Below are 11,738 nucleotides of genomic sequence, written 5' to 3'. Positions count from 1 at the left end.
TATCCCACCGCCGCCACCGCCAAAGCACAAACCATTCTGTATATCGAAGACAATCCAGCGAATTTGGCTTTGTTAGAAGAAGTGTTCCACGAACAAGCCGATTGGCAGTTGATTAGCGCAGTGGATGCGGAGTCGGGATTGGCGTTGGCACGCATCAGACAACCCGATTTGATGCTGATAGACTTGAATCTACCTAAAATGAGTGGACAAGAAGCAGCAGAACACTGTAAAAACGATCCTCAGTTACGGCGTATTCCTTTGGTGGCACTGACAGCCAATGCCATGTTCCAACATAAAAAGTCATACAGCCCATTTAGTGCTTATTTGACCAAACCGGTTGATATTCCACATCTCTTAGCCACGATTAACCAATTACTCAACCACAACCCCATTGCCGGTGGCTGAACATTAACCGATTGAATCGACTATGTCCCAACTACGCCAACCCTATCTCCACTCGCGGATTCTGATTGTTGATGACAACCTAGCCAATATCGCTTTGTTAGAGGCGATATTAGAAGATGCTGGCTATGATCGAGTGGAAAGTGAAAGCGACCCACGACAAGTTTTGCCACGTCATCAAAGACAGGCGTTCGATTTGATCTTGCTTGATATCAGAATGCCGTACTTAGATGGCTATGGTGTAATGCAATTGTTACAGCAACACCAAGGCGAAGAAGACTATTTACCGGTATTGGTACTGACGGCGCAAAACGACAATGAAACGCGGCTGAAAGCCCTAGAATATGGCGCCCGAGACTTTGTCACCAAGCCCTTTGAGCCCTACGAAGTTTTATTAAGAATTCACAACCAGCTCGAAGTCCGCGCACTGTATCGAGAGCGACAACGACAAAATACCCGCTTAGAAGAATTGGTGGTGGAACGCACTGGACAGTTATTGGAACGCAAACGGCGTTTGGCGTATATGGCCAGCCACGATCCAGTCACCGCCCTCCCCAACCGCACCGCCTTTATTGATCACTTAGACACCTTACTCACCACCCCCGATTGTCCTCCGTATCGTCTCTTTCTGCTGTCTTTAGAAGGTCACCGCCGCCTTGATGCGTTGGAAGGGTATGACTTTGGCGAACGCATTTTGCGCGAGCTTGGTTTGCGGTTACAAGATGTGGTTGAGCTGCGTGATGGCTTTGTGGCGTATTGGGGCGGGGCCGAGTTTATTGTGGTGTTGCCGGAGATGGTATGCCAACAGTTACACTGGCTGGAGGATGTGCTGTGTCGGCCACTGTATATCCGCAATTATGAGTTGTTATTGATTGCGCGGGCGGGCAGTGTGCGTCTTCCAGAGGATGGGAATTTATCCGCAACCCTATTGCGCCGCGCTGCATTGGCCTTGTCTTTCTGCCCCACGGGTAGTCGTTTTACCTGCCAAAATTACCAGCCCAAACAAGAGGCTTTTGTCGCCGAACGGCAAAGTTTAGAGTCTGAATTACGTCATGCCCTTGAACGCGATGAACTCGAACTGTTTTATCAACCCAAGGTCGATTTGCGCCACGGTTGTATTGTGGGGGCAGAGGCGCTATTGCGTTGGCGACATCCTGAGCGTGGTTTAGTCCCACCGGGGCAGTTTGTGAGCTTGGCGGAAGAAACCGGCATGATTGATGCCATCGGTTTATGGGCAATTCGCCGTGCGATTGACGATGCCCACGCGTGGGAAATTGCTTGTGGCCAATCGCTGAATATCGCGGTCAATGTCTCTGCCCGCCAACTCGATCTGGCGCGCGCCAATGGCCGTTCTTTGGCAGAAGAAGTCGCCTCAATTTTGCAAGACAGCCGTTTCCCTGCAACCCAACTCGAACTCGAAATCACCGAGAGCGCCATCATGCAAGATGTCGATTATGCTTTGCGTGAATTGCAACAGCTACGGGAATTGGGGGTGACATTGGCTGTGGATGACTTTGGCACTGGGTATTCGAGCTTGGCTTATCTGCAAAAGTTGACGGTCAACACCATCAAAATTGACCGTGCCTTTATTCATGGCATGTCTGACAGCCCCGATGCGTGCGCTATTGTGCGTTCGATTTTGGCGTTGGGTCGTGAGCTCGGTCTAACAGTCGTCGCCGAAGGTATCGAACATCAGAGTGATTTGGAGGTATTAAATCAGCTGGCGTGTGATATTGGCCAAGGCTACTTATTTAGCCGTCCTCTGCCTCGCGATGCGTTTTTTGAGCATCTACAACAACACGCCCTGCGCTTAGTTGAAACCTAAGGTATAGACAACACTGCTGGGCTGACATCAGGCCGGCCACAATGTGGCTAGCCATTCTGCCTTGCGCTAGCTTTCATACAACTGGCCCCAACGGCATTAAAGAATTGGGTCGATCTGTTTGAACACTGGCAGGAGCAACACATCATGGCACAGCTGACACATACCCCAGTGGTGACTGCACTACGCTCTTTAGAAACTCTCAGCCAAACCAAGGAAGAACGGTTACGGGCATTGGCGCGAGAACGGGCAGTGTGGGATTACAACACCGACATCATCACTGCTCGGGAAGAGGGTTTAGAAGAAGGTATGCAAAAAGGCATGGAGAAAGGCCTTCAACAAGGCCTTCAACAAGGCATGCAGAAAGGTCTGGAAAAAGGCATACAGGCCATGCAAACCCTCCTCCGAACGTTGATCGAGGCGCGGTTTGGTCAGCCGTTGCCAGATTGGGTGTTGTCGCGGTTACGGGCAGCGACGCCGGAGCAGTTGCAGCAATGGGGAGTGTCGTTAACGCAGGCGCAGCGGTTAGAGGATATTTTCGAGGGTTAGATTGGTAGGGTAAACAGAGTTTTTGCCCACTAAACCCATGACCAATCACATCCCAAAAAAACGCCCCACCCAATGAAGGGCGAGGCGGTTCGGTGTTGTGTAAAGCAGATTCAGTCTAGCGAATGAGGTGGCGGGCACAAAGCAGTGCCCACCCTACTAGGCTCTTAGCATTTTGTGTTATGCACACACATGAACCAAATATACAACTGTAAATGTGTGTATTTCACGTTAACCACGATCAACTCTGCCATGACCTTAACTATTGACTTCTCTGCCGACTGGAAGGCTTACATGCTTGCTGACATAGCCGATCAGGGGTATCAGGTCGCCTCGTCGGAACCAATCGATTCCATTTCATACAAATTTTTCAACGTGCGGCGCCGCAGGCTTCAGGCGCGCCCTCGAAATGTCCACGAATCATCCGAATTCCAATGCCCAGCCAACCATAGCAATGGATATCAATCCCTCAAAGCAAAGCTGACCGCTGGTGACGACTTAACGCCTCACCTCAGCAAGTCACTTCTTGACGTCAACTACGACGATCCCTTGCTGAATGACTGGGGCATTCATCACTTCCATCTTGGTCAAACGGTTGAAGCTTCTGGCTTTATTGATCGTACAGGGCCGTTGCTCTTTGCTTTCGTGATGCCTGACGATGTCTATTGCATTAATGTATTTCCCCACGGCGCATGGACTGAACAGGAGCTAATCAAAATCCTGCATCGAAACTGGCCCGCCGCGATTGCAGACTTCAAGCTAAATGGGGTGCATGGCCTCGCGCGTTCGGTTTCAAATCAAGATATCGCAAAGCTACGCAAAGCGGGCGTCCAAACAATGGTGGAGGTCGAGCCTGGCGTTGTCTACGCACCGATGGGCGGTGGGTATTCAACGGCAGGCACTTCGGTAAGGGCTACCATGCAATCCGACAAGTACAGGAGGATAGTTCGCTCGTTGGAAGATCATGTGCGCGAGAACCTCCAAATGTTCTTGGACAAAATCGCCGAACGTGGACGTACGCCCGCAAGTCCACCGGAATTTTCTCTTCTTGTGAACGATAAGGGGTTTTTCGCTCACGAAACAGGTTCCAAAGTCGCGTTCATGCTTCATCCACACAATCGTGACTAACCCATCATTATTAAAGTCAGGTAGGGTAAGCACTAGCCTTGTCCCTACCAAACGAATGAAGCGGTATACGAACAACACCCTATAACAAAACAGCCATTCACGGCGGTTCGGTTCCCATCCTTGCCTAGACGTTTAAATGCCTGAAAACGACCTAGTGCCATAACGATTTATCCACCGCTGGACTGACATCAGGGCGAATCCACGCTGGCCACAATGTGGCTGGCCATTCTGCCTTGCGCCAACCTTCATACACAATCGACAACCACTGCCGCAACACCGTTGGATTCATCGTCAATTCAGCACGCTCTTGCCCCGTTTCATCACAAAAAGCCACCCGCACCGCCTCGCTCGATAACGACAAATTGATGGCATGAACCAGCCATACAGCCTGTGCATTATCGGTGGGGACGGGTGCCTGTTGTTGGAGGCTGTCGCGTGCCGCCGCTTGCAACCAGCTTTGCCATTCATCTTGGGGTGGTTGACTGGCTAAGCGCGTGGCAGGGGCACTCGGTTGCAGGGCATCTAATAGGCGTGGCAACAACCGTGATAACAGGCGCTGGGTTAACCACAATACTTGGCTATGGCCATCACGGGTTGAACCAGACAACCGAATGCGGTCTTCGGCTTCGATGTATTGGGTAGTAATTCGTTCTAGGGCAAGGCTCATCACAACACAGTCTTTAATTCATCAGGATTAAATCATCACTCAACATCATCTTGCGCTTTCAACTGCAGCGCATAGTCGTAAAACAGTTTGCGTTTTACACCGGTCAGTTCTGTTGCCAATTGTGCAGCTTGTTTGGTCGGTACGGCACGCAACAAGGTTTGTAATAGCTGTTGCTGTTCAACCGTCAGCCCATCCTCAGCCTGAGCGCGGGGCGGGGCTTGTTCAATGATCAGCACACATTCTCCCCGCTGTTGGTTGCTGTCGGCTTGCACCCACGCTAACAGTTCTGCCGCAGGTAAACGGCGCAAGGTTTCGAAGGTTTTGGTCAACTCTCGCCCCAACACCAACAGCCGTTGTTCACCCAACACCGTCACAATATCTTGCAAACAATCGACAATCCGATGCGGTGCTTCGTACAACACCACGGCATAATCAACTTGCTGCCAGCCTTGCAACAGCTTTTGTCGTGCCACCGTTTTAGGTGGCAGAAAACCGTAAAACAATACCTGAGCCGCCTGTAACCCTGCGCCAGCCACCGCCGTCGTCAATGCCGAGGGGCCCGGAATCGGACAGACGGTTAGACCGGCTTCATGGCAACTTTGGACCACTCTGGCACCGGGGTCGGAAATAGCCGGCGTGCCAGCATCCGACACCAATACGACCTTTTTTCCCTCCTGTAGCCATTGCAGAATGCGTTGGCATTGTTCGCGTTCATTATGTTCACGCACACTGATTAAGCTGGGCACATGAATCCCATACGCCCGCAACAACTGCCCCGTCACGCGGGTATCTTCGGCACAGACCACATCCGCCGCAGCCAAAACCGCCAAAGCGCGAACGCCAATATCAGTCAAATTCCCAATTGGGGTGGCCACCACATATAATGTGCTGCCTTGCAGCGATGCTTGCGCGTCAGTAAATAATTGAAAGAGCGGCGAATGCACAGACGAGCTCCAATCATCAGCCTCATTGGGCTGGCCCTAGGTTTAGGATGGCACACAGGGGCACTAGCACAGCCCCGTGCGGCGGCAGACTATATCACCAAACTGAATGCAGCACCGCTGCTGCCGATCACTGCCACCAGCCTGCCGATGGCTCATCACAAAGCAGTCACCCTGCCAGAGCCCGATTTGAGCCAGCCTAAAATTGCTATTTTATTGCCCGTCCAAGCCAGCCCGTTGGCCGAAGCAGCAAAAGTGATTTTGGATGGCATTCAAGCGGCAGCAGAACGTGATGGCAGCGCACAGTGGATACGCTACGACACCGACGAACATAATGTTGTGGCGCAATATCAACGCGCCCTACAAGACGGTGCCAAGGTGGTGATTGGCCCATTGGCACGGCCTCATATTCAACAATTGTTGAAACAATCCATCCCCATTCCAACGCTTGCCCTGAACACCATCGAGGGAAAAGCCCTGCCGCGCACCTTATATTCGCTGAATTTAGCGGTGGAGGGTGAAGCACAAGCGTTGGTATTTCATCTCATCAAACAAGGGAAACAAAAACCGCTGGTGGTGCGCGATGGCAGCCCACTCGGTCAACGCAGCGCCCAAGCCTTCAGTCAAGCATGGCAAAAGCAACGGGCACAGCGTGTCACCCTGTCTGCCTTGCCGCTGACTCAAACACCGAGCGACTACGACAGCGTGGTGTTAGCGGTAGATAAACAAACCGCGTTAGAACTTCCCACCCTCGGCGAAGGCAGCTCGCGTTATGCCACTTCACAGCTACACGACAACCAACGGCCAAGCCATTTTGCAGGCATCCAAGTGGTTGATATGCCGTGGCTTACCCAGCCCGATTTGCCAGTGGTGCAACGCTATCCACGCCCCAAAGAGCATCTGACCTATGGCACAGAGCGGTTATACGCGCTGGGCATCGACGCATGGCGGGTGGCATTGCGACTGGCACAAGGCCAACCGCTACACCCAGCCTTTGCTGGTGTCACCGGCGAGTTACAACTGAACAGTGAACAACAGTTACAGCGTACTTTGCCCTTGCACACCTTAACCGCCACCACACCGCCCGCGCAAAGTGATGACAGCACAACCGACACCACAACAACGCGGGAATGAGGCAGAAGATCTGGCCTTGGCTTATCTCCAAGCGGCAGGCTTGGTGCTGATTGCTCGCAATTGGCGCTGTCGGCTTGGGGAAATCGACCTTATCATGCAGCATCATCAAACGCTGGTATTTGTCGAGGTGCGCTATCGGCGCAGTGCGCGTTATGGTGGCGCAATGGCCAGCATCACACCGGCAAAACAACGTAAACTTTTGCTTACCGCGCAATATTATTTACAGCGCTTATCACACACACCCGCTTGTCGTTTTGATGCTGTGTTGATACAAGGGCAACAAGCCCCCATTTGGCTGCAAAATATTTTCTTTTAACAGCAGATAGCCGCATTTTTGACTGTAGGACAGATATGGAACTGACAGAACGGGTACAAACCCACTTTGTAGAAAGCATCGCCGTGAAACAATTGGCGATGGATATTTTAGCCCCACAGGTTGCCATCGCCGCAGAACGGATGCTGGCTTGTTTAATGAATGAAGGCAAAATTTTGGCCTGCGGTAATGGGGGGTCGGCTGCCGATGCTCAACATTTTGCGGCAGAAATGGTGGGCCGTTTTGAACAAGAACGCCCCGGATTGGCCGCCTTGTCGCTATCTACCGATACCTCCGCCCTCACCGCCATTGGCAATGACTATAATTTCGACTTGGTATTCTCTAAACAAGTCAGTGCCCTTGGGCAAAGCGGTGATGTGTTATTAGCCATTTCCACCAGCGGCAATTCGGCCAATGTGATTGAGGCAATTCATGCTGCCCACGAAAGACAAATGACCGTTATTGCTTTGACAGGTCGCGATGGTGGCAAAATCCAACATTTGCTGCAGGGTGATGACGTCAATTTATGCGTACCGGCACAACGCACTGCCCGTATTCAAGAAGTCCATATCTTGTTGATTCATGCCTTGTGTGATTGCATTGACTATATGCTGTTAGGAGCGGAATAAACGATGACAATACAGCGTTCGATTGTGGTACTCGCTACCGTTGCCACCCTGAGCCCTTTTCTTCACGGCTGTGTTCCCTTGATTGCTGGGGGAGCCGCTGGCAGTGCTTTATTAGTCGGATCAGATCGTCGTTCTTCCGGTGCGTATGTCGATGATCAAACACTCGAAGTAAAAATTGGCCAGCAAATTGGTGCCGAACAACCGGACGCCCATGTCAACGTCACCAGTTTCAACCGTGCTGTCTTGCTCACTGGTGAAGCACCCGATGCGGCCAGTAAAACACGGATTGAACTGATTGCCCGTGGGATGCCAAACGTTCGCCGTGTGTTTAACGAATTGGTGATTGCGCCGCCTTCCACCCTTGGCAATCGGCTCAATGACACCTCATTGACCACCAAAGTCAAAACACGGATGTTAGAAAACCGTGAATTTGCACCGAATCACGTCAAAGTGATCTCAGAACGGGGTGAAGTGTTTTTATTGGGATTGGTCACGCCAACCGAAGGCAATACCGCTGCCCGCATTGCCAGCGAAACCGCAGGGGTATTAAAAGTCCACACATTATTTGAATACCTCGACCCAAAAACGGGTATGGTGTCGCCCTAAACACATCGCGTCGGCAGGCTCATGGCCTGCCAATCCCAGTTAAAATAGCTCCCTTTTTTTGGCGCTGTCTCTTCCATGCATCTGCTTGCCCTTGGGCTTAATCACCAAACCGCGCCCTTAGTGGTGCGAGAAAAATTGGCTTTTCCTGCTGACACGGTGCCGGACGCCCTCGAAAGCTTGATCGCGACGCACACAGCGACAGAAGCGGTCATTCTCTCTACCTGCAATCGCACCGAAATCTATTGCAATAGCCGTGATATCGACGCTGCCCTCAATTGGCTGGCGCATTATCATCAGTTACCGCGCAGTGAAATCGAACCTTATCTCTATCTGCTCGATGCCGAAGCTGGCGCGCGCCATGCCTACCGTGTTGCCTGTGGTTTGGACTCGATGGTATTGGGCGAAACGCAAATCCTAGGTCAGCTAAAAGATGCAGTGCGAATGGCAGAGAACACCGGCACACTCGGGACTTTGCTCAATCATCTGTTCCAAAATGCGTTCTCGGTCGCAAAAACCGTGCGCAGCCAAACCGCGGTAGGTGCCAGTTCGGTATCGATGGCGGCGGCAGCAGTGCGGTTAGCCGAGCAGATTTTCCCCTCGATTCAAGAAGTCAAAGTCCTGTTTATCGGTGCTGGTGAGATGATTGAATTGGTGGCAACGCATTATGCCGCACAACACCCTGCGGCCTTGTGTGTCGCAAACCGCACTGTCGCACGCGGCTTGGCCTTAGCCGAACGCTTTGGGGGCAGTGCCATTGCCTTGTCCGATCTACCCGAACATCTGCCGCAATATGATGTGGTGGTGACTTCTACCGCCAGCCAGCTCCCGATTTTGGGCAAGGGCATGGTGGAACGGGCGTTGCGCGTGCGCCGTCACAAACCGATTTTTATGTTAGATCTTGCGGTGCCACGCGATATCGAGGCCGAAGTCGCCGAATTGGACGATGTTTTTTTATACACCGTCGATGATTTGGCCTCGATTGTCGAAGCAGGGCGCGATGCTCGCCGCCAAGCAGCAGAACAAGCCGAAGCCATTATTGTTGAACATACCCATGCTTTTTTAGATTGGCTGGCCGCGCGCGAAGTGGTGCCGGTGGTGCGGGCTTTGCGCGATCATGGCGAGCGGGTGCGCCGTCATGCCATCGCTGCCGCAGAAAAACGCCTCGCCCGTGGCGAAGATCCTCGTGCTGTGCTCGAAGCCTTTTCGCAACAACTGACCAATAAACTGCTCCACCCTCCTACTGCCGCCCTCAACCAAGCACGCGGCGAATCGCGTGAACAGATGCTCAGTCTGATTTCGCGTTTGTACGATCTTCATCCGGATTAAACGATTTTATGAAACCCTCTATTGCCCAAAAACTGGACCAACTTGCCGACCGTTTAGAAGAAGTCACTTGCTTATTAAGTGAGCAAGCCGCCACAGCGGATATGGACAGTTTTCGCAAATTAACTCGTGAACATGCCGAGTTGACCCCACTGGTGGAAACCCACCGCCAATGGAAGCAAGCCCAAGCCGATTTAACTGCGGCACAAGACTGGTTGAATGATCCTGAAATGCGGGAATTTGCCCGCGATGAAATCGACGCCGCCCAAGCTCGTATCGAAGCCCTCGACCTTGAATTGCAAAAGGCTTTATTGCCACGCGATCCCAATGATGAAAAAAATATCTTCTTGGAAATTCGCGCAGGCACCGGTGGCGATGAGGCGGCATTGTTTGCTGCAGACCTTTTCCGGATGTATTCACGCTACGCCGAACGGCAGCGGTGGCAAGTCGAGATTGTGTCGGCGTCAGAATCGGATTTGGGTGGATTTAAAGAAATTATTGCCCGCATTGAAGGGTATGGCGCTTATTCGCGGTTGAAGTTTGAAAGCGGTGGTCATCGCGTACAGCGGGTACCAGCGACAGAAACTCAAGGCCGTATTCACACCTCTGCCTGCACAGTGGCGGTGATGCCAGAAGCCGACGAACTCGAAGCGGTGAATCTCAACCCTGCCGACTTGCGCATTGATACCTTCCGTGCCAGTGGTGCCGGTGGACAACATATCAACAAAACCGACTCTGCCGTGCGGATCACCCACTTGCCAACAGGGATTGTAGTGGAATGCCAAGACGACCGTTCGCAACACAAAAATAAAGCCCGTGCAATGGCGGTGTTGGCTTCGCGGATTAACGACATTCAACGCCGTGAACAACAAGCCAAAGAAGCCGCCGAGCGCAAGAGCTTGATTGGATCGGGAGATCGTTCCGAGCGCATTCGGACGTATAACTACCCTCAAGGCCGCATGACAGACCACCGCATCAACCTGACCTTGTATAAGTTGGATAGTTTGATGGATGGTGATTTAGACGAACTGACCCACGCCCTTATCGCCGAACATCAGGCGGAATTGTTAGCAGCCTTGGGTGAGGACTAAGCCGCAAGGCAAAAAGCCAGCGAGGGATCGCTGGCTTTTTTTATGGTTGCGGTTTGGCTTGCGTCGCCAACAGTGGCGCGCGGATGCGCGTTTCAAAATCTTTGGGGGCAACATACTGCAACACCTCTTTGCCTTTGGTGTCGAGCACAACATCCAACCCTAAATTTGGGTACAGAAAGTGCGTCAAAGTTTCCCCAACCGTAATCCGTTCTTTCGGCGCACCAAAACGCTGCAATACCGTTGCCTCATCTAAATTTGCGCTGGGTATCAAACCAATGGCGCGAATGGGGAGTGCGTTGGCTTTGGCAAGATCATCAGGATGCAGGCTGATTTTTTTGGTACTGCTTTCCATATGCTCCGCTTTTAAGGCACGGTCACGCATTGCGGTGATGGTTGCTGGAGTGGCATCGAGGGTGAAAATCACCCGTCCCATGACAAAACCAAGTGAGACTTGGCTGTAATAGGCTTCGACCTCTCCCACTTCGCCCGGTGCAGCCACAATCGCTATTTCCATATCCTCCCCGAGCTGTTGTCGGACATCCGCCAGAGTGCTGCGGCTTGGTGTTAGGCCGAATACGGTACTGTGGCCTTGGGCGTCAACGGTGATTTGCCACGGTAGATTTTGGTTGGGGTGATCGGTACTGGCCGGTGGTGTGCTGGGCAGGAAGAAGGGAACGAGTAGGGCAAATACAGCTAACCCAACAATGTAAAACGCTATTTTCATGGGGATCGTTGGTTTGGGAGAGTGCTGTATTTTGCCACAGTGGGCGGGGATTTCTAGATCAGTCACCCATAGCCAAAGGCTACAGCACCCAAATCACAAACAAAACCACCCCACCCAATCAAGGGCGGTTCGGTGTATTCGGCTTATTGTCCACAAGCTACAATCAGCTGTTACCCTCAGCCCCACTCCCATCATGCTGCCGTTGCTCGACCCAAAGAACGATTACATCTTCAAACGTCTCTTTGCCCAATCACCCGAATTACTGTCTGATTTGATTAACAGCATCCGCTATGATCAACCGCCGATTACCCTTATTGGGTCGATCTGTTTGAACACTGGCAGGAGCAACACATCATGGCACAGCTGACACACACACCGGTAATGACTGTTTTGCAATCCCTAGAGCAAATGA

At 52.1% G+C, this 11,738-nt stretch carries 13 protein-coding genes; 10 read left to right on the top strand and 3 right to left on the bottom strand.

The window, feature by feature from the left end; all coding sequences use genetic code 11:
• The 4 genes from ACTBZS_RS10195 to ACTBZS_RS10180 form a co-directional block, all read left to right on the top strand.
• Positions 1-405, top strand: a 405-nt coding sequence (locus tag ACTBZS_RS10195) for a response regulator (RefSeq protein ID WP_463044041.1), incomplete at its 5' end; no start/stop codon positions are given.
• A gap of 22 nt (positions 406-427) precedes the next feature.
• Complete coding sequence (locus ACTBZS_RS10190) at positions 428-2,227, top strand: putative bifunctional diguanylate cyclase/phosphodiesterase (protein WP_460431057.1); 1,800 nt, start codon at positions 428-430, stop codon at positions 2,225-2,227.
• Positions 2,228-2,371: 144 nt separating this feature from the next.
• Positions 2,372-2,773 (top strand): hypothetical protein, encoded by a 402-nt coding sequence (locus ACTBZS_RS10185; protein WP_463044040.1) that lies wholly within the window; start codon positions 2,372-2,374, stop codon positions 2,771-2,773.
• Between the two features lie 249 nt (positions 2,774-3,022).
• Entirely contained in the window at positions 3,023-3,898 is an 876-nt protein-coding gene (locus tag ACTBZS_RS10180; RefSeq protein ID WP_463044039.1) for a hypothetical protein, read from the top strand.
• A gap of 151 nt (positions 3,899-4,049) precedes the next feature.
• Here the strand turns inward: ACTBZS_RS10180 and ACTBZS_RS10175 are convergent, their stop codons facing one another.
• Both ACTBZS_RS10175 and rsmI read right to left on the bottom strand, forming a co-directional pair.
• Positions 4,050-4,565: a hypothetical protein gene (locus ACTBZS_RS10175; protein ID WP_460431055.1), complete on the bottom strand. Its 516-nt coding sequence runs from the start codon at positions 4,563-4,565 to the stop codon at positions 4,050-4,052.
• Between the two features lie 35 nt (positions 4,566-4,600).
• On the bottom strand, positions 4,601-5,509 hold the full coding sequence (gene rsmI, locus ACTBZS_RS10170) for a 16S rRNA (cytidine(1402)-2'-O)-methyltransferase (protein ID WP_460431054.1): 909 nt from the start codon (positions 5,507-5,509) through the stop codon (positions 4,601-4,603).
• On the opposite strand from rsmI, the gene ACTBZS_RS10165 reads away from it, so the two are divergent.
• The 6 genes from ACTBZS_RS10165 (at position 5,504) to prfA (ending at position 10,602) form a co-directional block, all read left to right on the top strand.
• Positions 5,504-6,640, top strand: a complete 1,137-nt coding sequence (locus ACTBZS_RS10165; RefSeq protein WP_463044038.1) for a penicillin-binding protein activator — start codon at positions 5,504-5,506, stop codon at positions 6,638-6,640. The genes rsmI and ACTBZS_RS10165 overlap by 6 nt on opposite strands.
• Entirely contained in the window at positions 6,603-6,956 is a 354-nt protein-coding gene (locus tag ACTBZS_RS10160) for a YraN family protein (protein ID WP_460431052.1), read from the top strand. Before ACTBZS_RS10165 ends, ACTBZS_RS10160 begins: the two co-directional genes overlap by 38 nt.
• A gap of 35 nt (positions 6,957-6,991) precedes the next feature.
• Positions 6,992-7,582 (top strand): phosphoheptose isomerase, encoded by a 591-nt coding sequence (locus tag ACTBZS_RS10155; protein ID WP_460431051.1) that lies wholly within the window; start codon positions 6,992-6,994, stop codon positions 7,580-7,582.
• A 3-nt stretch (positions 7,583-7,585) separates the two neighbouring features.
• Positions 7,586-8,188, top strand: a complete 603-nt coding sequence (locus tag ACTBZS_RS10150; RefSeq protein ID WP_460431050.1) for a BON domain-containing protein — start codon at positions 7,586-7,588, stop codon at positions 8,186-8,188.
• A gap of 75 nt (positions 8,189-8,263) precedes the next feature.
• Entirely contained in the window at positions 8,264-9,514 is a 1,251-nt protein-coding gene (hemA, locus tag ACTBZS_RS10145; RefSeq protein WP_463044037.1) for a glutamyl-tRNA reductase, read from the top strand.
• Between the two features lie 8 nt (positions 9,515-9,522).
• The gene (prfA, locus tag ACTBZS_RS10140) at positions 9,523-10,602 is read left to right on the top strand and encodes a peptide chain release factor 1 (protein ID WP_022654328.1); all 1,080 of its coding nucleotides are present in this window, start codon (positions 9,523-9,525) and stop codon (positions 10,600-10,602) included.
• Between the two features lie 40 nt (positions 10,603-10,642).
• Here prfA and ACTBZS_RS10135 read toward each other — a convergent pair whose 3' ends face one another.
• Positions 10,643-11,326 carry a hypothetical protein gene (locus tag ACTBZS_RS10135; RefSeq protein ID WP_460431048.1) on the bottom strand — a complete coding sequence of 228 codons (684 nt, stop codon included), beginning with the start codon at positions 11,324-11,326 and terminating at the stop codon, positions 10,643-10,645.
• Between the last annotated feature and the right edge of the window lie 412 nt (positions 11,327-11,738).

The organism is Aquaspirillum sp. (assembly GCF_055136605.1).
Note: the sequence above shows the minus strand (reverse complement) of the source record. Positions and strands in the feature narration are given on the sequence as shown.

What these genes read in the sequence shown, in the direction of transcription:
- ACTBZS_RS10190 (WP_460431057.1), top strand. Translation starts at nt 428, where the DNA reads ATGTCCCAACTACGCCAACCCTATCTCCACTCGCGGATTCTGATTGTT.
- ACTBZS_RS10185 (WP_463044040.1), top strand. Translation starts at nt 2,372, where the DNA reads ATGGCACAGCTGACACATACCCCAGTGGTGACTGCACTACGCTCTTTA.
- ACTBZS_RS10180 (WP_463044039.1), top strand. Translation starts at nt 3,023, where the DNA reads ATGACCTTAACTATTGACTTCTCTGCCGACTGGAAGGCTTACATGCTT.
- ACTBZS_RS10175 (WP_460431055.1), bottom strand. Translation starts at nt 4,565, where the DNA reads ATGAGCCTTGCCCTAGAACGAATTACTACCCAATACATCGAAGCCGAA.
- ACTBZS_RS10165 (WP_463044038.1), top strand. Translation starts at nt 5,504, where the DNA reads ATGCACAGACGAGCTCCAATCATCAGCCTCATTGGGCTGGCCCTAGGT.
- ACTBZS_RS10160 (WP_460431052.1), top strand. Translation starts at nt 6,603, where the DNA reads ATGACAGCACAACCGACACCACAACAACGCGGGAATGAGGCAGAAGAT.
- ACTBZS_RS10155 (WP_460431051.1), top strand. Translation starts at nt 6,992, where the DNA reads ATGGAACTGACAGAACGGGTACAAACCCACTTTGTAGAAAGCATCGCC.
- ACTBZS_RS10150 (WP_460431050.1), top strand. Translation starts at nt 7,586, where the DNA reads ATGACAATACAGCGTTCGATTGTGGTACTCGCTACCGTTGCCACCCTG.
- hemA (WP_463044037.1), top strand. Translation starts at nt 8,264, where the DNA reads ATGCATCTGCTTGCCCTTGGGCTTAATCACCAAACCGCGCCCTTAGTG.
- prfA (WP_022654328.1), top strand. Translation starts at nt 9,523, where the DNA reads ATGAAACCCTCTATTGCCCAAAAACTGGACCAACTTGCCGACCGTTTA.
- ACTBZS_RS10135 (WP_460431048.1), bottom strand. Translation starts at nt 11,326, where the DNA reads ATGAAAATAGCGTTTTACATTGTTGGGTTAGCTGTATTTGCCCTACTC.